Genomic DNA, 18,110 nt, shown 5'->3' on the forward strand with positions numbered 1-18,110 from the left:
AGCTTAGAGGCATGACACCCGACGTCGCCAACGCGTCCCCCGACGCCGACGCAGACCGCAACGACACGAGTTACCGCGTGCCGGGTCTGGAGCGGGGCCTGCGCATTCTGACCGAATTCTCGCCGCGCGAGCCGGTGCTCGGCGCGCCCGAACTGTCGCGCCGCCTCGGCATTCCGCGCACCACGGTGTTTCGCCTGTTGCAGACGCTGGAATCGCTGGGCTTTCTGGAGCGCGCCGACCGCGACCGCAACTATCGCCTCGGCGTGGCTGTGCTGCGGCTCGGTTTCGAATACCTGAGCTCGCTCGAGCTGACCGATCTCGGCCTGCCGCTGATCGAGTCGCTGCGCGACGACACCGGGCTCACCTCGCATATCGTGATTCGCGACGGACGCGACATCGTGTTCGTCGCCAAGGCCCAAAGCCATGCGCCCATTTTCAGCTCGGTGAAGGTCAACGTGGGCACGCGCCTGCCAGCGCACGCCACCACGCACGGCCAGGTGCTGATGGGCGATCTCACGCTCGACGAATTGCGCGCGATCTATCCGGAGCCCCAGCTCGAACGCTTCACGCCCTCCACGCCGGAAACGGTCGAAGCGCTCTATGAGCGCATTCGCGAGGACGCGGAGCGCGGCTACGCCGTGAGCGAGTCGTCGTTCGAGCGCGGCATCTCGGTGGTTTCCGCGCCGGTGCGCAACGACACGGGCCGCATCGCGGCCGTGGTGACGACGACCATTCCGCGCCCCGGCATCGACACGCAGCTGCTCGACAGCGGCCTGATCGACAAGGTGCGCCACACCGCCGACGAACTCTCGAAGCGCCTGAACTATCGTCCGCAGGCGTCGAAGGGCAATAGCAAGCGTACGGACTACATGAAGGCATTGGGGATCAAATGATTCAACTCGACTTGACTGGTCAGGTTGCAGTGGTGACGGGCGGCTCGTCCGGCATCGGCCTCGCCACCGCCGAACTCTTTCTGCGCGCGGGCGCATCGGTCGCGATCTGCGGCCGCGACAGCGACCGCCTCGCGCGAGCCGAGCGCGAATTGCGCGAGCGGCATCCGCAGGCGCAACTGCTGGCCGTGCGCTGCGACGTGCTCGACGCCGACGACGTGGCCGCCTTCGCGGACGAAGTCGAAAAGCGCTTCGGCCGCGCCGACATGCTCGTGAACAACGCGGGCCAGGGCCGCGTCTCCACCTTCGCCAACACCACCGACGAAGCGTGGCGCGAGGAACTGGACCTCAAGTACTTCAGCATCATCCGCCCGACGCGCGCGTTCTTGCCGATGCTGCGCCACGCCGCGAAGCAGGGCGACGGTGCTGGCAACGGTGCTGGCAACGCCGCGATCGTCTGCGTGAACTCGCTGCTGGCCTTGCAGCCCGAGCCGCACATGGTGGCCACCTCGTCGGCGCGCGCGGGCGTGCTGAGCCTCATCAAGTCGCTCGCGGTGGAACTCGCGCCCGAGCACATTCGCGTGAACTCGATCCTGATCGGCATCGTGGAGTCGGGCCAATGGCGCCGCCGCTACGAAGCCGACGGCGAGGCGCAGGCCGCTGGCCAGAGCTGGGAAGACTGGACCCGCGAGCTCGCGCGCAAGAAACACATTCCGCTCGGCCGCTTCGGCCGCCCCGAAGAAGCCGCACAGGCGCTGTTTTATCTGGCCACGTCCCTGTCGTCCTATACGACGGGCAGTCATATCGATGTATCTGGAGGCGTTGCACGTCATGTCTAATCAAACCACCGTCGGCGAACTGATCGCCGCCTTCCTCGAACAATGCGGAGTCCAAACCGCTTTCGGCGTGATCTCGATTCATAACATGCCGATTCTCGACGCCATCGGCCGTCGCGGCAATATCCGCTATGTGGGTGCGCGCGGCGAAGCGGGCGCGCTCAACATGGCGGACGGCCTCGCACGCGTCTCGGGCGGCCTCGGCGTGGCGTTCACGAGCACGGGCACGGCGGCGGGCAACGCAGCGGGCGCGATGGTCGAAGCGCTCACGGCCGGCACCGCGGTTCTGCACATCACCGGCCAGATCGAAACCGAATACCTCGATCAGGACCTCGCCTATATCCACGAGGCGCCCGATCAATTGTCGATGCTCCAGTCGATCTCTAAGGCCGCGTTCCGCGTGCGCTCGGTCGAGACCGCGCTGCCGACCATCCGCGAAGCGGTGCGCATCGCGCAAACCGCGCCGAGCGGCCCGGTGAGCGTGGAGATTCCCATCGACATCCAGGCCGCGCTGACCGAGTGGCCCGCCGATCTGAGCGCGCCGCACCTCACGACGCTCACGCATGACGAAGCCCGCGTGGAGCAATTGGCCAACGAACTCGCGAAGGCGAAGCGTCCGCTGCTGTGGCTCGGCGGCGGCACGCGTCGCGCGCGCGCTGCCGTGGAGCGTCTGGTGGCGCTGGGCTTTGGCGTGGTGACCAGCGTGCAGGGCCGTGGCGTGCTGCCCGAAGATCATCCGGCCACGCTGGGCGCGTTCAACGTGAGCCCCTCGGTCGAGCGCTTCTACAAGACCTGCGATGCGATGCTCGTGGTTGGCTCGCGCCTGCGCGGCAACGAAACGCTCAAGTACAAGCTTGGTCTGCCGCAGCCGCTTTATCGCATCGATGCCGACGCGCTCGCCGACAACCGCGGCTACCGCAACGCGCTGTTCGTGCATGGCGACGCCGCGCGCGTGCTCGATGCGCTCGCCACGCGCCTCGAAAACCGCATCAAGGTCGATCCGCAATTCGCCGCCGATCTGGCCGAAGCGCGTGAGATCGCCGTGTCGGATACCGCCAAGGGCCTCGGCCCGTATCGCCGTCTCGTGGAGTCGCTGCAGCGCGCCGTGGGCCGCGACTACAACTGGGTGCGCGACGTCACCATCTCGAACAGCACGTGGGGCAACCGCCTGCTGAAGATCTTTTCGCCGCGCGCGGGCGTGCATGCGCTTGGCGGCGGCATCGGCCAGGGCATGCAGATGGCGATTGGCGCGGCGCTCGCGAACGCCGCCGCGAAGACCGTGTGCCTCGTGGGCGACGGCGGCCTGATGGTGAACGTGGGCGAGCTCGCGACGGCCGTCCAGGAAAAGGCCAACGTGATGATCGTGCTGATGAACGATCAGTGCTACGGCGTGATCCGCAACATTCAGGACGCGCAGTACGGTGGCCGCCGCATGTTCGTCGATCTGCATCAGCCGGAGTTCTCGCAGTTCTGCGCGAGCTTGGGGCTGAAGCATTTCCGCCTGTCGTCGCTCGACGATGCCGACGCGGTGATTCAGGAAAGCATGGCATTCGACGGCCCGGTGCTGCTCGAAGTCGACATGAAGTCGGTGGGCAGCTTCGAGACGGTGTTTGCGGGCCCGCCGGTGCGCAAAGAGGAGCCGCAACATGCATAACGGCCATGCGCCCATCGACATCGCCATGATCGGCTTCGGCGCGATCGGGCAGACGGTGTATCGCGCAGTCGCGGCGGACCCGCTCGTGCACGTCTCGCACGTGATCGTGCCCGAGAGTCACGCCGCCGCCGTGCGCGAGCAGGTGGACGGCGCGGTGGAAGTGGTGTCGTCGGTGCGCGCGCTGTCGACCCGGCCGCAGTTCGCGCTCGAATGCGCGGGCCATGCGGCGCTGGTCGATCACGTGGTGCCGCTGCTGCAAAGCGGCACCGATTGCGCGGTGAACTCGATCGGCGCGCTTTCCGACGTCGACTTGCTCGAGCGCCTCTCGCTCGCCGCCGATGAAGGCGGCGCCACCGTCACGCTGCTGTCCGGCGCGATCGGCGGCATCGACGCGCTTTCGGCGGCCAAGCTCGGCGGCCTCGACGAGGTGCTGTACACGGGCCGCAAGCCACCGCTCGGCTGGCTCGACACGCCGGCGGAAAAGGTCTGCGATCTGCGCACGCTCACGAAGGAGCAGGTGATCTTCGAAGGCAGCGCGCGCGAAGCGGCGCGGCTCTTTCCGAAGAACGCGAACGTGGCGGCCACCGTCGCGCTCGCGGGCCTCGGGCTCGACCAGACGAAAGTGCGCCTGATTGCCGATCCTGCGGTCGAGCGCAACGTGCACCGCATCGTCGCGCGCGGCATGTTCGGCGAGATGTCGCTGGAGATGTGCGGCAAGCCGCTGCCCGACAACCCGAAGACCTCGGCGCTCACCGCGTACAGCGCGATTCGCGCGCTGCGCAACCGGGCCGCGCGCTGCGTGATTTGATGAACGAAGAGACCTCTGACATGACTCCATTCGATACCAGCCTCGTGCCGACCGGCGATATCCTGATCGGCGGCGAGTGGCGCCAGGGGCGCGCCGCGCCCTTCGCGAGCCTCTATCCCGCCGACCAGTCGGTGAACATGGAGGTCTCGACGGCAAGCGCCGAAGACGCCAGCGAGGCAGTCGAGAAAGCGCACGCGGCGTGGAAGCACGGCACGTGGGCCGGCATGAAGCCGCATCTGCGCGCGCTCGTGCTCTACCGCATCGCGGACCTCATCATGCAGCGCCACGAAGCGCTCGCCCAACTGCAGCGCCGCGACAACGGCAAGCCCATCGGCGAGACGCGCGTGCTGGTGGCGAGCGCCGCCAACACGTTCCGCTACTTCGCCGCCTGCCTCGAAACGCTCGACGACGACCTCACGCCGCCGCGCGGCGACTATATGACGATGAGCGTGCACGAGCCGATTGGCGTGGTCGCCGCGATCACGCCGTGGAATTCGCCGATTGCCTCGGATGCGCAGAAACTCGCGCCCGCGCTCGCGGCCGGCAACGCAGTGGTGCTCAAGCCCGCCGAAGTCACGCCGCTTGTTTCGCTTGCGCTGGCGCGCATCTGCGAGGAAGCGGGCGTGCCCAAGGGCATCCTGAGCGTGCTGCCCGGCAAGGGCTCGGTGATCGGCGACGTGCTGGTGCGCCATCCGCTCGTGAAGAAAGTCTCATTCACGGGCGGCACCGAAGTGGGCCGTGGCATCGCGCGCATCGCGGCGGAAAAGCTCATGCCCGTATCGCTCGAACTGGGCGGCAAGTCGCCCACCATCGTGTTTGAAGACGCCGATCTCGACCATGCCGTGAACGGCGTGCTGTACGGCATCTTCAGCTCGTCGGGCGAGGCCTGCATTGCGGGCTCGCGCCTGTTCGTGCAGCGCTCGATTTACGACGTGTTCATGCAGCGCCTCGTGGAAGGCGCGCGCAAGCTGCGCGTGGGCGACCCGACGCGCGAGAACACGCAGATGGGGCCGCTCATCACCGCGAAACATCGCGAGTCGGTGGAGCGTTACGTGGCAATCGGTCTCGAGGAAGGCGGCCGCCTCCTGTGCGGCGGCGAGCGTCCCGTGGGCGACGGCCGTGAAAACGGCTTCTTCTATCAGCCGACCATTCTGGAAGGACTCCAGAACAGTGCGCGCATCTGCCAGGAGGAGATCTTCGGGCCGGTGCTGGTGGCCATGCCTTTCGACGACGAAGCCGCGCTCATCGAGGAAGCCAACGACAGCGTGTTTGGACTCGCCGCCGGCATCTGGACGCGCGACTACAAGCGCGCATGGCGCGTGGCGCGCAAGCTCGAAGCGGGCACGGTCTGGATCAATACCTACAAGCTGTTCTCGATCTCCACGCCGTTTTCGGGCTGGAAGGAGAGCGGCATGGGCCGCGAGAAAGGGCGGCTCGGCATTCGCGAATACATGCAGCAGAAGAGCCTCTACTGGGGTTTGAACGACGCGCCGCTGCCCTGGGCCAACGCCTGAGCGCGCGCAACGGAGCAATGAACATGACGATTCTCGGCATCGAACAGATTACCTACGGCGTGACCGACCTCGAAACTTGCCGCCGCTTTTTCGCGGACTGGGGCTTGACGCAGACGTCGCATGACGAGACGCGCGCGCGCTTCGAAACGCTCAACGGCTGCACCGTGCTCGTGGCCGACGCGAACGACGCGTCGTTGCCCGCCGCATTCGAAGCGGGTCCGACGCTGCGCGAGGTGACATGGGGCGTGGCCACGCGCGAAGAACTCGACGCGCTGCGCGAGCGCCTGAAGGGCCAGCCCGGCTACTACAGCGACGCCGATGCAGTGGGTTGCTTCGACCCGGCCGGCATGGCGATTCGCGTGGAAGTCACGCGCCGCCGCGAGATCGACGTGAAGGGCTCGCCCTCGAACGTCTGGGGCCAGACGCTGCGCGTGGATACGCCGTCGCCGGTCTACGAGCGCGCCCAGCCGGTGGAAGTGGGGCACGTGGTGTTCTTCACGAACTGCCTCGCGGAGCAGGAAAAGTTCTATCACGAACTGCTTGGCTTCGAGACCTCGGACCGCTATCCGAATCGCGGCGCGTTCATGCGCTGCGCGCCGCACGGCGGCCATCACGACCTGTTCCTGCTCGCGCTGCCCGACGGCAAGAAGGGCCTCAATCACGTGGCGTTCACGGTGCGCGACATTCACGAGGTGTTCGGCGGCGGCCTGCATATCAGCCGTTGCGGCTGGACCACGCAACTCGGTCCGGGCCGGCATCCGGTTTCGTCGGCGTACTTCTGGTACTTCAAGAACCCGGCGGGCGGCCTGATCGAGTATTACGCCGATGAAGACGTGCTCACGCCCGAATGGCAGCCGCGCGAGTTCGAGCCGGGCCCGACCGTGTTCGCGGAATGGGCCATCGACGGCGGCCTCGACGGCAACACGCGCCGCCAGAAGAACGCCGAAGCGCCGCAAGGCAAGTTCATGACGGAGCGTAAGCAATGAGCGACGCACAGCAAAACAGCGAGGAAAGCAGCGCGCCGCACAACACGCAGGACGTGCCGCGCACGGTCGTCGTGATCGGCGGCGGCCAGGCGGCAGGCTGGGTCGTGAAGACGCTGCGCAAGGAAGGCTACGCTGGCCGACTCGTGATGATCGCCGACGAAGTGCATTTGCCCTACGAGCGGCCGCCGCTTTCGAAGGCCGTGCTCGCGGGCGAGGCCGATATCGAAACGGTGCGCATTGCAAAGCCCGACGAATTCGCGGCGCTGAATGTCGAAGCCTGGCAGCCCGACTGCGCAACGGCCATCGACCGCGCGGCGCGCGTGGTGACCACGCGCTCGGGCCGCGAAGTGAAGTACGACCGGCTCGTGATCGCCACGGGCGGCGCGGCGCGCAAGCTTCCCGCGAGCGTGGCGAAGAGCGCGCACGTGACTTACCTGCGCACGCTCGACGAGGCGATGGCGCTGGGCGAGCGGCTGCGCCGCAGCCAGCGCGTGCTGGTGGTGGGCGGCGGCTGGATCGGGCTCGAAGTGGCGGCCACGGCGCGCAAGCTCGGCGTGGCGGCCACCGTGGTGGAGGGTGCGCCGCGTCTGTGCGCGCGTTCGCTGCCGCAGGACGTCTCGGACTTCCTGCTCGATCTGCATCGCGCGAACGGCGTGGACGTGCGGCTGAATGCGGCGCTGGTCTCGCTGGAAGACCGTGAGGATGGCGGCATTCGCGCGACCTTCGCCGACGGCAGCACGCTCGATGCGGATTTTGCCGTCGCCGGCATCGGCCTCGCGCCGCACACGGCGCTGGCCGAGGCAGCGGGGCTGGCGGTGGAAGACGGCGTCGTCGTGGACGAATTCGGAGAAACTTCGGATCCCTGCATATTCGCGTGCGGCGACGTGGCGAACCATCCGAACGCTTGGCTCAAGCGCCGCGTGCGTCTGGAGTCGTGGGCCAATGCGCAGAACCAGGCGATTGCCGCAGCCAAAGCCGTGCTGGGCGTGAAGACGCCCTATGCGGAAATTCCATGGTTCTGGTCCGATCAGTACGACGTGAATCTGCAGATTCTCGGCGATATTCCGGCCGGCGTCGCGCCAGCGCTGCGCGGCAGCCTCGTGGAAAAGCGCGCGACGCTCTTCTTCGTGGCGGACGGACATGTGCGCGGCGTCATCGCAATCAACTCGGCGCGCGACCTCAAGCTCGCGCGCAAATGGATGAGCCAGGGGCGCGCGGTCGATATCGCCGCGCTCACGGACACCAGCAAGGCCCTCGCTTAAAGCAGCACCAAGGCGGCATACACGAGACAACACGGAGACGGGACGACAGGCATGACAACATTCGACACTACCCTCGGCCATAGCGGCGACGCCGCAGCCGTCGAGCCGTACAGCGGCCCGCTCACGCGCGGGTCGATCATTGCGCGGCTCGAGCGGCTGCCAGCCAACGCCATGCAGGTGCGCGCGCGTCTTTTGATCGGCCTGGCGACTTTCTTCGATGGTTTCGATGTGATCGCGATTGCCGCGACGCTGCCGATCCTGATTCAGAAGTGGCATCTCACGCCTTGGGAGATCGGTTTTCTGATCGCTTCGGGCTCGGTCGGCCAACTGATCGGCGCGTTCCTGTTTCCGTGGTTCGCGGAACGTCGGGGCCGCGTGCGGGCGATCGCGTGGAGCTCCGGCATCATCGGCGTGACGAGCATTGCATGCGGCTTCGCGCCGTCGTTCATGGTGTTCGCCGCGCTGCGCGTGGTCCAGGGCCTGGGGCTGGGCGGCGAACTGCCCGTGGCGGCGACCTATATCAACGAGGTCAGCCGCGCTCATGGCCGTGGACGTTTCGTTCTTCTCTACGAGATCGTGTTCCCGGTTGGCCTGCTGGCGTCGAATGCACTGGGCGCATGGATCGTGCCGCGCTTCGGCTGGCAGGCGATGTACTTCATCGGCGCGATGCCGCTGGTGCTGTTCTTCGTGCTGCGCAAGCTCGTGCCCGAGTCGCCGCGCTGGCTGGCTGAACGCGGTCGCCTGCAGGAAGCCGACGACGCCGTGAATGCGTTCGAGCGCACCGCGAAGGGTCCGCTCGAGCCGGTCACGAACGCCGCCGATTTCGATGCCCTCGTCAAGCGCCATCCGAAGCGCAGCGTGAAGGATCTGTTCGGTCCCGCGTATCTCAAGCGCACGCTTGCGGTGGCCATGCTGTGGATGACGTGCGGCTTCATTCAGTACGGGCTGTCCACTTGGCTGCCCACGATCTATCGCACCGTCTATCACGCGCCGCTGCAGCTCGCGCTCAATCTCGCGGTGGCTGCGTCGGTGCTCGGCGTGCTCGGTTCGCTCACCTGTGCGCTGCTGGTGGACAAGGTGGGCCGCAAGCCCATCATCAACGTCTCGTTCGTGCTGTGCGCCCTGTCGCTCGCGCTGGCCGGCATTTGCCACGCGATGTCGGTCTACGTGGTGGCGACGTTCTGCGCGCTGTCGCTCGGCTTTCTCGCTTGCGGCTTCATTACCGCCTACGTCTACACGCCGGAGCTGTACCCCACCAGCATCCGCGCGATGGGTTGCGGCGTGGGCGGCGCATGGCTCAAGGTGGCGGCCATCTTCGCGCCCACCATCGTGTCGAAGACGATGATCGGCGGCAATCTGGACGTGGCTTTCTATATCCTTGCCGCCGTGCCGTTCCTCGCGGCTATCACCGTGCACTTGCTCGGCATCGAGACCAAGGGCAAGGTGCTGGAGCAACTGGAGGCTTGAGCCGCCAGTCCCCAGCCGGCGGGTTTGCTTGAGCTGCGTCGACGTGTTGGGCGTCGGCGCAGCGGTACTTCAAAGCCGCTGATTAATCCCACTGTGCCGCGAGCCTCTCGGGGCTCACCTCGCGGCCATTGCGCTCGAGCGCCGCGATTTCCGCCATGTCGTCCTCGCTCAGTTGCAGCGTTTGCGCGAGCAGGTTGCTGGCGAGGTTTTCGCGCTTCGTCGACGAAGGAATCACCGAGTAGCCGAGGCGCAGCGCCCAGGCGAGCGCAACCTGGGCCGGCGTGGCGTGGCGGCGTTCGGCGATCGCGCGAATGACCGGGTCGCCGAGCACCTTGCCGTAGGCGAGCGTCATGTACGACGTCACGTGAATGCCTTCCTGCTGGAGGAAGCCCACGAGCTTGCGGCTTTGCAGATACGGGCTCAATTCGATCTGGTTGGTCGCGATATTCTCTTTGCCCACCACGGCGATGGCCTGCTGCGTGAGTTCGATGTTGAAGTTCGAAACGCCGATCTGCTTTGTCAGACCCTGCGACTTCGCCTCGGCCAGCGCGCTCATGAATTCTTCGAGCGAGACGCCGTTATTCGGTGCGGGCCAGTGGATCAGCGTGAGGTCGACTTCGTCGGTGCGCAGTTTCTCGAGGCTGTCCTTGAGGCTCGGCACGAGCTTTTCGCGCGAGTAGTTGTCGACCCAGATCTTCGTGGTCAGGAACAGGTCCTTGCGCGCGACGCCCGAGGCGGCCATCGCTTCGCCCACTTCGGCTTCGTTGCCGTAGATCTGCGCGGTGTCGATGGCGCGGTAGCCGAGTTCAAGGCCATTGCGCACCGAGTCGATGACCATCTGGCCTTGCAGACGGAAGGTTCCAAGACCGAATGCGGGAATCTTGCTCATGAGGTTCTCCGTTGCCGTGTGGGGAAAAAATCAAATATGGGTCGACGGGAGATCGCGCGCCGAGCTGTGCGAGCCACCGTTGGGCTGTTTGCGCTGCAAGGCCATCTGCACGAACACCAGCGCGAGTCCCGAAGTGGCGATCATCGCGCCCACGATGGGCACGGCGGCGTAGCTGAAGCCCGCTGAAATCGCCGCACCGCCCGCGGCCGCGCCCAGCGCATTGCCGAGATTGAACGCGCCCACATTGACCGACGAGGCGAGCCCCGGCGCTTCCGAAGCGGCGCGCATGACGCGCATCTGCAAGGGCGGCACGACCGCAAAGGTGGCGATGCCCCATACGACCACCGCAATCGCGGCGCCGACGTGATGCCTCGCCAGCAACGGAAAGGCCAGCATGATGGCCACCAGCAGGGTCAGGAACACGATCAGGCTGCCATTGAGCGAGCGGTCCGCGAGCCGTCCGCCGGCCACGTTGCCGATCGAGAAGCCCACGCCCACGAGCACCAGCATGACCGTCACGAACGAGGGCGATGCGCCGGCAAGATGTTCGAGGGTCGGCGCGATATAGGTGTAGAGCGTGAACATCGCACCCGAGCCCAGCACGGTGGTCGCCATCGCCATCAACACCACGGGGCGGGTGAGCACCTTCAATTCGCCGCGCACGTGCGGCACCTTTCCGGCTTCGCCCTTGGGCAGCGCCATGCGCAGAATCAGCATCGTGAGCACGCCCAGCGCGGCGGTGGCCGCGAACGACATGCGCCAGCCGATCGTCTGGCCGAGCCACGTCGCGGCGGGCACGCCGCCGATGTTGGCGATGGTCAGACCCATGAACATGGTGGCGACGGCGCTGGCCTGCTTGTGACGCGGCACGACGCTTGCCGCCACGAGCGAGCCGAGCCCGAAGAACGCTCCATGATTGAGGCTCGTGACGAGCCGCGCGAGCATCAGCGTGGTGTAGTTCGACGACACCGCCGAGAGCAGATTGCCGATCACGAAAAGGCTCATGAGCGCGATGAGCGCCGTTCTGCGCGACCAGCGCGAGAATGCGAGCGTCATCAGCGGCGCGCCGACCATCACACCGATCGCGTAGGTGGTGATCAGCATGCCGGCGGTCGGGATCGACACGTGCACGCCTTCGGCGATCACGGGCAGCAGCCCCATCGGCGAAAACTCCGTTGTGCCGATGCTGAACGCGCCCATGGCGAGCGCCAGCAACGAAAGCCAGGCGCTTCCTTGTTCGCTTTTCTCCGCGCTGGCCGGTAGAACCGGCGCGGTCTTTTCAGGTGCATTCACGTTCATGCTCGATGCTCCGTTACGTTTCGTGGAATGTGCATTCATGGTGAGGACGTAGTGTGCACGCTTTACTTTTGACGAAAAACAGGCTTATAAGGGAATATGTTTTGATTTGAAATCAACAATGAAAATCACCCTGGACGAGCTGCAAGCCTTTGTCAGCGTGGTCGATAGCGGATCGATCACGGCCGCCGCGCAGCAACTCGGCCTGACGATCTCGGCCACGAGCCGCACGCTCGGGCGGCTGGAGGACAAGCTCAAGACCACGCTGCTGCGCCGCACGACGCGGCGTCTGGAATTGACCGAGGAAGGGCGCGCGTTTCTGAACGACGCGCGGGCGATCATCGCTTCGGTGGAGGGCGCGGAGGAGCAGATGGCCGCGCGCCGCGAGCGCCCGTCGGGCCGGCTGCGCGTGGATGCGGCCACGCCATTCATGCTCCACGTGATCGTGCCGCTGGTGCAGGGCTACCGCGAGCGCTACCCGCAGGTGGAACTGGAGCTCAATAGCAACGAGGGGTTCATCGACTTGCTGGAGCGGCGCACCGACGTTGCGATCCGCATCGGCGCGCTCAAGGACTCCACGCTGCATGGCAAACTCGTGGGCTGCAGCCGCGTGCGGATTCTTGCGAGCCCCGCGTATCTTGAGGCCCATGGCCACCCGAAGCGCGTGGAAGATCTCGCGAAGCACGTGCTGCTGGGCTTCAATCAGCCCGAGGCCCTCAACGTCTGGCCGATTCTGGGGCCGGACAATGAGCCGTATCGCGTCGCGCCGGCCATCTGGTCGTCGAGCGGCGAGACGCTGCGTCAGCTGGCGCTGGCCGGCGCGGGCATTGTCTGTCTGTCCGATTTCATGACGGCGCGCGACCGGCGCGACGGCGTGCTCGTGCCGCTTTTCGCGCGTCAGACTCAGGAGGTCCGGCAGCCGATTAATGCGGTGTACTACCGGAATACCGCGATTTCGGCGCGCATTGCCTCGTTTGTGGATTATTTGATCGAGGCGGTGCGAGGCACGGAGTTCGAGCGCTAGCGGATAAAGCATCGCTAGCGTTTGCGGCTTCGCCTCCACGACGAAGGGGCACAGCCGTAGCGCGCCGTGAACCACCTCGAAAACGCGCTCAACGACGAGAAGCCCAACAGCCTCGCCACGTCGGTAAAGGGGCGCTCATCGGACTCGACATAGCGCGTCACCAGTTCGGCCCGTACTTCGTCGACGAGCGATGACCAGGTATGGCCGTGTTCAGCAAGGTGCCGATAGAGCGTCTTCCGGTGCATGCCAAGTTTCTGTGCCACCTGGTTCGAGTCACATTCGCCAACCGGCAGCAGCGCAAAGATGAGTTGCGTGACTTTCTCGGCCATGCCGGCGTTTGACTGGGCCAGCTTCGCATCGAGGAAAACCCGTGCATGTGACGCGAGCAGGGGATCGTACGAGGAGATAGGGGTATCCAGATCGGCTCTCGAGAGCACGATCCCATTGAAGTCCTGCTTGAAATCGACGGGCATGCGGAAGATGCGCCGGTGGGTGGCAAGACTGGCCGGCGGCCGGTGGGAAAAACAGATGCCGCGTGGCTTCCAGTCGCTGCCCAGAAGTGTTGTGAGCGTGCGATGCAGGACGCAGACGACCAACTCGACCGATTGTCGAAACGTTCCAGGCCCCAAACCGAGGACCTCTACGATGAGCAGCGCGACATCGCCCTCTTCCTGCAAGCGGGTCGCCATCGCCTCATTCTGCAGACGCACGTAACGAGAAAACGATTCGAGCGCCCGTCGCAGGGTGGGGGCCTCCTGCAAGGCAATGGTCAACGGGCCAAGATTGGCGAACTGGCGCGTCTCGCCCATGCGAAGCCCGAAATCCTGCGCGCCGCTTATCTCGGCGGATTCTTCGAGCATGCGCATGGCCGGCTGCGCGGGAAGCCGGATGTCCGGATCGAGCAGGGCAGCCGCACTGATGCCGGCGCGGCGAAGTTGCATATCGGGACTCAGCCCCACTTCGCGGGCGACAGTCACAAAATTGGTCAGGCTCGCGCTTCTCAGCAACGACGGCATAGGGGTCTCCACCAGTGCCACAAAATGTAAAGCCCGTGCCACCGATTGTCAAACTCCTCCATCGCCATTCGTTGACACTGTGCTCACGCCAATGCACGGGAATGCGGTTCGATCAACAAGGACGGAGAGGAACACATCATGGGTTATGCGAGGTACGAGACTGCCGGTCCGGCAGTCATGCGGTGGGAGCCCGTCGAGGTCGGCGCGCCTGAAGCGATCAGTCCGGTCTTCACCGTCTGATGGGACTTCCATGAGAATCGAGCCGCTTACCTGTTCGATCGGTGCTGAGCTGTTTGGCGTGAACCTGGCTCGCGCCATTCACGATGACGGCCTGTTTGCCAGCATCCATGCGGCCCTGCTCACGTATCGCGTGCTGTTTCTGCGCGACCAGGACATCACGAGCGCCGAGCTCGTTGCTTTTGCACGCCGCTTCGGTCAACTCGAAGACCACCCGGTCGCCGGCAGCGACCCGGAGCATCCGGGACTGGTCCGCATCTACAAGGATCCGGGCCAGCCGACGCCACGCTACGAGAACGTATGGCACACCGACGCCACCTGGCGTGAGGCGCCCCCGCTGGGTTGCGTGCTGCGCTGTCGCGAGTGCCCGCCGGTAGGCGGCGACACCATGTGGGCCAACATGGCGCTGGCCTATGAAAACTTGCCCGGCCCTGTCAAGCAACAAATCGCGGACTTGCGGGCTCGCCACAGCATCGAGGCGAGTTTCGGTGCGGCAATGCCGATCGAAAAGCGTCTTGCCCTGAAGGCGCAGTATCCGGACGCCGAGCACCCGGTAGTACGCATACATCCCGTGACCGGTGAAAAGGTGTTGTTCGTCAATGCATTCACGACGCACTTCACCAACTACCACACGCCGCAGCGCGTGCGTTTCGGCCAGGACGCCAACCCGGGCGCCGCCCAGTTGCTGGGTTACCTCCTGAGTCAGGCATATGTCCCGGAGCACCAGGTGCGCTGGCGCTGGACGAAGCACAGCGTCGCGATCTGGGACAACCGCAGCACCCAGCACTACGCCGTGATGGATTACCCCCCGTGCCATCGCAAGATGGACCGCGCCACGATCATCGGCGACACACCGTTCTGATTCGGCGCGGCGCCAGCCCCTGGTCGCATTCGCGACCCGATCACCCTGCCAGGAGACACAAGCCATGCAATTTCTGGATGATTCGCTGCACCCCGAAAATCAGGACAAGGTCGTCATCACTGTCGCACCGTACGGCCCGGAATGGATGCCCGAGGACTTTCCCGAGGACATTCCCGTCACCATGGAAGAGCAGATCCAGAAGGCCGTGGATTGCTACAACGCGGGCGCAACGGTGCTGCACCTGCACGTGCGCGAACTGGATGGCAAGGGCTCGAAGCGCCTCTCGAAGTTCAACGAGCTGATCGCCGGTGTGCGCGCGGCCGTACCGGACATGATCATCCAGGTCGGCGGCTCGATTTCGTTCGCGCCGGAAGACGCAGGCCAGGCCGCGAAGTGGCTCTCGGACGACACCCGCCACATGCTGGCCGAACTCGACCCGAAGCCCGATCAGGTGACGGTGGCGATCAACACCACGCAGATGAACATCATGGAGCTGCTCTATCCGGAGCATCTGCAAGGCACTTCGCTGTCCAATCCCGCGTTCATGGCCGCCTATAGCGAAATGACGGTGCCGGCTGGGCCGGCATGGGTCGACGAGCATCTGCGCCGCCTGCAGGCTTCGGGTATCCAGCCGCACTTCCAGCTCACCGGCATCCACGCGCTCGAAACGCTCGAGCGCCTCGTGCGCAAGGGCGTGTACAAGGGCCCGCTGAATCTCACGTGGATTGGCATCGGCGGCGGCTTCGACGGGCCGAACCCCTTCAACTTCTTCAACTTCGTCCATCGCGCACCCGACGGCTGCACGCTCACCGCCGAGTCGCTGATGAAGAACGTTCTGCCGTTCAACATGATGGCGATGTCCATGGGTCTGCATCCGCGCTGCGGCATCGAAGACACGATCATCGACCAGCACGGCAAGCGCTTCACATCGATGCAGCAGATCGAGCAGTGTGTGCGCGTGGCGCGCGAACTGGGCCGTGAAATCGCCACGGGCAAGGAAGCACGCGAGATCTACCGCATCGGTGTGCAGTACGAAACGATCGACGAGACGCTGGCCGCCAACGGCATGACGCCGAACCGCAAAGCGGGATTGACGGATCGCCAGCTGCGCGCTGCCTGAACGAAAGGTCGTGCGTCCGGCATGGCGGTGCCGCTCATGGGCGCATTGCCTGCCGGTCTGCCAGGACTTTCGCGGTCTGCCGCGTTTTCACTGAGTCAACGTCCTTACGCCTCGCACGTGGCAAGGAACAAGGGGAAGCCATGCTGGAAGAGAATATCGGTTCGTTTGCCGGGCGCGCCGTCCCGGTGCGGGCAACCCGCTCGCGCGTGTATCCCTGGGTGGTGTTCGGCTTGATCTTCGGCCTCATGCTCTCCGACTACATGTCGAGACAGGTGCTGAACGCGGTGTTCCCGCAACTGAAGTCCCAGTGGTACCTCACCGACGCGCAACTGGGCCTGCTTAGCGGCGTGGTCGGCCTGATGGTTGGCATGCTGGCCTTTCCGGCCGCACTGCTCGCCGATCGCTGGAACCGCACGCGAAGCGTCGTGCTGATGGCGCTCTTCTGGAGTCTCGCCACGCTTGGATGCGGGGTCGCGGAAAACTACGGTCATATGCTGACTGCGCGTCTGCTCGTCGGGATCGGCGAGGCCGGTTACGGTAGCGTCGGTCTCGCCATCATCCTGAGTGTGTTTCCTGCCTCGATGCGCGCCACGCTCACGGGCGCCTTCACATCGGCCGGGATGCTCGGCTCGGTGCTTGGCATGGCAGCGGGCGGCGTGGTCGCGGCCCGCTTTGGCTGGCGCGCCGCTTTCGTCGGGATGGCGCTGTTCGGCCTCCTGCTTGTCCTGGCGTGCGCCGCGACGGTCACCGAAGCCCGCGTGAAGCGTCATGCGCGTTGCCAGGAGGGCGGGCCGCAAGGCGTTTCAAAGTCGTTGCCGAAGCTCGTTCGATCGCTCTTTTGCACGCCAACGCTGGTTTTCACCTATGTGGGCAGTGGTTTGCAGCTCTTTACTGCCTACGCCATCATCGCCTGGCTGCCCAGCTATCTCAATCGCTACCATCACATGGCTCCGGCGAAAGCCGCCCTCTCCGCCGCGGTCATGCTGATCGTGAGCGGCGTGGGCATGGCGCTCTGCGGGATGGTCACGGACTGGGCCGCGCGAAAATCGGCTCGCAGCAAGGTCACGCTGGCTATCGGTTACTGCCTCGGTTCATGCGTACTGCTGATGATAGCCATGCGGATGGAAGACGGCGGCGCCCAGTTCGCGGTCCTCGCCGCGGGTGTGTTTCTTGCCGCCGGGACCTGGGGGGCCGCCGGTGCGATGGCAACGAACCTCGTGCATGCCTCGATGCATTCAACGGCGCTAGCCACATTGACGCTCGCCAACAACCTGCTCGGCGGCGCGCCGGGACCTTACGTTACCGGGGTACTGGCAGACCGGATCGGTTTGCTTGGCGCCCTGCAGTGGATCCCGCTCGTCTCCGTCGGCGCGGCGCTCGCTTTCGCCTGCGCCAGGGTGACTTACGAACGCGACCTGAACCGATTCCAGGCAACCTGAGTGTAGCGGCGCGTAGCTCCGCCTCTCAATTCATACAGGAGTTCTTGATGGCACAGACGAGTACACCGCGCTCCCTCGACGGCAGGGTGGCCGTGATTACCGGCGCCGGCCGCGGAATTGGGCGCGCGATTGCCCTCGCGTATGCGCGCGCCGGCGCCTCCGTTGTGTGCAGTGCGCGCAGCGAGAAAGAGATCATGGAAACCGCCGCCCTGATCCGCGAGGCGGGAGGAACCGCGATCGCCCAGACGGCGGATGTCGGCAACTACGAGGACACGGTTGCACTGTTGCGCCGCGCGAGCGAGGTCTTCGGCGGCGTCGATATTGTGGTGGTCAACGCGGGTGTCGCATCGGACCTGCGCAGGATCGAAGACAGCGATCCCGCAGCGTGGCGCAAGACGATCGACATCAATCTGAACGGGGCCTACCACACCGCGCACGCGGCCATCCCGCATCTGCGGCGGCGCGGGGCGGGCAAGATCATCATGGTGGGCTCAGGCCAGCGCAACCGCCCGGTGCCGGGGTTCTCCGCCTATTCCTGCTCCAAGAGCGGTCTGTGGATGCTGACCCAGTCGCTGGCCGTGGAACTGCTCGACTACAACATCAGCGTCAACGAACTCATTCCGGGCCCCGTCAGGACCGACATGACCCGCGATGTGCCCATGCCCGCTGGCGAATGGGCCAAGCAACCCGAAGACGTGGTGCCGTTGGCCCTGTTCATGGCCAGCATGCCCGATGGTGGTCCGACGGCACAAAGCTACAGCCTGATGCGCCGCGCGTGAGCCGCGCAGGCAACCCATTACACGAATAGCG

Annotated in this window: 16 protein-coding genes; 13 read left to right on the plus strand and 3 right to left on the minus strand. The window is 65.4% G+C overall.

The genetic code is table 11. The annotated features are described in order from the left end of the window. Nucleotides 1-11 precede the first annotated feature (11 nt). From P5W99_RS34745 to P5W99_RS34780, 8 genes are read left to right on the plus strand one after another with little or no spacing between them, the layout of a single operon-like run. Nucleotides 12-893 (plus strand): IclR family transcriptional regulator, encoded by an 882-nt coding sequence (locus P5W99_RS34745; protein ID WP_421028320.1) that lies wholly within the window; start codon nt 12-14, stop codon nt 891-893. Next, nucleotides 890-1,729: an SDR family oxidoreductase gene (locus P5W99_RS34750; protein WP_421028321.1), complete on the plus strand. Its 840-nt coding sequence runs from the start codon at nt 890-892 to the stop codon at nt 1,727-1,729. The genes P5W99_RS34745 and P5W99_RS34750 overlap by 4 nt, the downstream gene beginning before the upstream one ends. Continuing rightward, complete coding sequence (locus tag P5W99_RS34755) at nt 1,722-3,380, plus strand: thiamine pyrophosphate-binding protein (protein WP_421028322.1); 1,659 nt, start codon at nt 1,722-1,724, stop codon at nt 3,378-3,380. Before P5W99_RS34750 ends, P5W99_RS34755 begins: the two co-directional genes overlap by 8 nt. Continuing rightward, complete coding sequence (locus tag P5W99_RS34760; protein WP_421028323.1) at nt 3,373-4,188, plus strand: aspartate dehydrogenase; 816 nt, start codon at nt 3,373-3,375, stop codon at nt 4,186-4,188. Before P5W99_RS34755 ends, P5W99_RS34760 begins: the two co-directional genes overlap by 8 nt. 20 nt (nt 4,189-4,208) lie before the next feature. Next, nucleotides 4,209-5,702: an aldehyde dehydrogenase gene (locus P5W99_RS34765; protein ID WP_421028324.1), complete on the plus strand. Its 1,494-nt coding sequence runs from the start codon at nt 4,209-4,211 to the stop codon at nt 5,700-5,702. Nucleotides 5,703-5,725: 23 nt separating this feature from the next. Next, nucleotides 5,726-6,688 (plus strand): VOC family protein, encoded by a 963-nt coding sequence (locus P5W99_RS34770; RefSeq protein WP_421028325.1) that lies wholly within the window; start codon nt 5,726-5,728, stop codon nt 6,686-6,688. Continuing rightward, on the plus strand, nt 6,685-7,950 hold the full coding sequence (locus P5W99_RS34775) for an NAD(P)/FAD-dependent oxidoreductase (RefSeq protein ID WP_421028326.1): 1,266 nt from the start codon (nt 6,685-6,687) through the stop codon (nt 7,948-7,950). The genes P5W99_RS34770 and P5W99_RS34775 overlap by 4 nt, the downstream gene beginning before the upstream one ends. Before the next feature lie 51 nt (nt 7,951-8,001). Continuing rightward, entirely contained in the window at nt 8,002-9,417 is a 1,416-nt protein-coding gene (locus P5W99_RS34780; protein ID WP_421028327.1) for an MFS transporter, read from the plus strand. Between the two features lie 82 nt (nt 9,418-9,499). Here the strand turns inward: P5W99_RS34780 and dkgB are convergent, their stop codons facing one another. Next, nucleotides 9,500-10,306 (minus strand): 2,5-didehydrogluconate reductase DkgB, encoded by an 807-nt coding sequence (gene dkgB, locus P5W99_RS34785; protein ID WP_434665836.1) that lies wholly within the window; start codon nt 10,304-10,306, stop codon nt 9,500-9,502. A gap of 30 nt (nt 10,307-10,336) precedes the next feature. Further along, on the minus strand, nt 10,337-11,605 hold the full coding sequence (locus P5W99_RS34790; protein WP_421028329.1) for an MFS transporter: 1,269 nt from the start codon (nt 11,603-11,605) through the stop codon (nt 10,337-10,339). Between the two features lie 118 nt (nt 11,606-11,723). Between P5W99_RS34790 and P5W99_RS34795 the strand changes: the two genes are divergently transcribed. Next, nucleotides 11,724-12,626 (plus strand): LysR substrate-binding domain-containing protein, encoded by a 903-nt coding sequence (locus P5W99_RS34795; protein WP_434665840.1) that lies wholly within the window; start codon nt 11,724-11,726, stop codon nt 12,624-12,626. 14 nt (nt 12,627-12,640) lie between these two features. On the opposite strand, the gene P5W99_RS34800 is transcribed toward P5W99_RS34795, so the two are convergent. Then, entirely contained in the window at nt 12,641-13,642 is a 1,002-nt protein-coding gene (locus P5W99_RS34800; protein WP_434665843.1) for an AraC family transcriptional regulator, read from the minus strand. A 250-nt stretch (nt 13,643-13,892) separates the two neighbouring features. Between P5W99_RS34800 and P5W99_RS34805 the strand changes: the two genes are divergently transcribed. From P5W99_RS34805 to P5W99_RS34820, 4 genes are all read left to right on the plus strand, one after another. Further along, entirely contained in the window at nt 13,893-14,741 is an 849-nt protein-coding gene (locus P5W99_RS34805) for a TauD/TfdA dioxygenase family protein (protein WP_434665846.1), read from the plus strand. Nucleotides 14,742-14,805: 64 nt separating this feature from the next. Beyond that, a complete protein-coding gene (locus P5W99_RS34810; protein WP_421028333.1) occupies nt 14,806-15,861 on the plus strand; it encodes a 3-keto-5-aminohexanoate cleavage protein in 1,056 nt (351 codons plus the stop codon). 140 nt (nt 15,862-16,001) lie between these two features. Next, complete coding sequence (locus P5W99_RS34815; RefSeq protein ID WP_421028334.1) at nt 16,002-17,300, plus strand: MFS transporter; 1,299 nt, start codon at nt 16,002-16,004, stop codon at nt 17,298-17,300. A gap of 47 nt (nt 17,301-17,347) precedes the next feature. Further along, complete coding sequence (locus P5W99_RS34820; RefSeq protein ID WP_421028335.1) at nt 17,348-18,079, plus strand: SDR family NAD(P)-dependent oxidoreductase; 732 nt, start codon at nt 17,348-17,350, stop codon at nt 18,077-18,079. Nucleotides 18,080-18,110: the final 31 nt, after the last annotated feature.

Origin of the sequence: Paraburkholderia sp. A3BS-1L, assembly GCF_051125215.1 — a bacterium.
GTDB lineage: Bacteria > Pseudomonadota > Gammaproteobacteria > Burkholderiales > Burkholderiaceae > Paraburkholderia.

Excerpts from the sequence above, each read along its gene's own strand:
- P5W99_RS34745 (WP_421028320.1), top strand. The coding sequence starts at position 12 with ATGACACCCGACGTCGCCAACGCGTCCCCCGACGCCGACGCAGACCGC.
- P5W99_RS34750 (WP_421028321.1), top strand. The coding sequence starts at position 890 with ATGATTCAACTCGACTTGACTGGTCAGGTTGCAGTGGTGACGGGCGGC.
- P5W99_RS34755 (WP_421028322.1), top strand. The coding sequence starts at position 1,722 with ATGTCTAATCAAACCACCGTCGGCGAACTGATCGCCGCCTTCCTCGAA.
- P5W99_RS34760 (WP_421028323.1), top strand. The coding sequence starts at position 3,373 with ATGCATAACGGCCATGCGCCCATCGACATCGCCATGATCGGCTTCGGC.
- P5W99_RS34765 (WP_421028324.1), top strand. The coding sequence starts at position 4,209 with ATGACTCCATTCGATACCAGCCTCGTGCCGACCGGCGATATCCTGATC.
- P5W99_RS34770 (WP_421028325.1), top strand. The coding sequence starts at position 5,726 with ATGACGATTCTCGGCATCGAACAGATTACCTACGGCGTGACCGACCTC.
- P5W99_RS34775 (WP_421028326.1), top strand. The coding sequence starts at position 6,685 with ATGAGCGACGCACAGCAAAACAGCGAGGAAAGCAGCGCGCCGCACAAC.
- P5W99_RS34780 (WP_421028327.1), top strand. The coding sequence starts at position 8,002 with ATGACAACATTCGACACTACCCTCGGCCATAGCGGCGACGCCGCAGCC.
- dkgB (WP_434665836.1), bottom strand. The coding sequence starts at position 10,306 with ATGAGCAAGATTCCCGCATTCGGTCTTGGAACCTTCCGTCTGCAAGGC.
- P5W99_RS34790 (WP_421028329.1), bottom strand. The coding sequence starts at position 11,605 with ATGAACGTGAATGCACCTGAAAAGACCGCGCCGGTTCTACCGGCCAGC.
- P5W99_RS34795 (WP_434665840.1), top strand. The coding sequence starts at position 11,724 with ATGAAAATCACCCTGGACGAGCTGCAAGCCTTTGTCAGCGTGGTCGAT.
- P5W99_RS34800 (WP_434665843.1), bottom strand. The coding sequence starts at position 13,642 with ATGCCGTCGTTGCTGAGAAGCGCGAGCCTGACCAATTTTGTGACTGTC.
- P5W99_RS34805 (WP_434665846.1), top strand. The coding sequence starts at position 13,893 with ATGAGAATCGAGCCGCTTACCTGTTCGATCGGTGCTGAGCTGTTTGGC.
- P5W99_RS34810 (WP_421028333.1), top strand. The coding sequence starts at position 14,806 with ATGCAATTTCTGGATGATTCGCTGCACCCCGAAAATCAGGACAAGGTC.
- P5W99_RS34815 (WP_421028334.1), top strand. The coding sequence starts at position 16,002 with ATGCTGGAAGAGAATATCGGTTCGTTTGCCGGGCGCGCCGTCCCGGTG.
- P5W99_RS34820 (WP_421028335.1), top strand. The coding sequence starts at position 17,348 with ATGGCACAGACGAGTACACCGCGCTCCCTCGACGGCAGGGTGGCCGTG.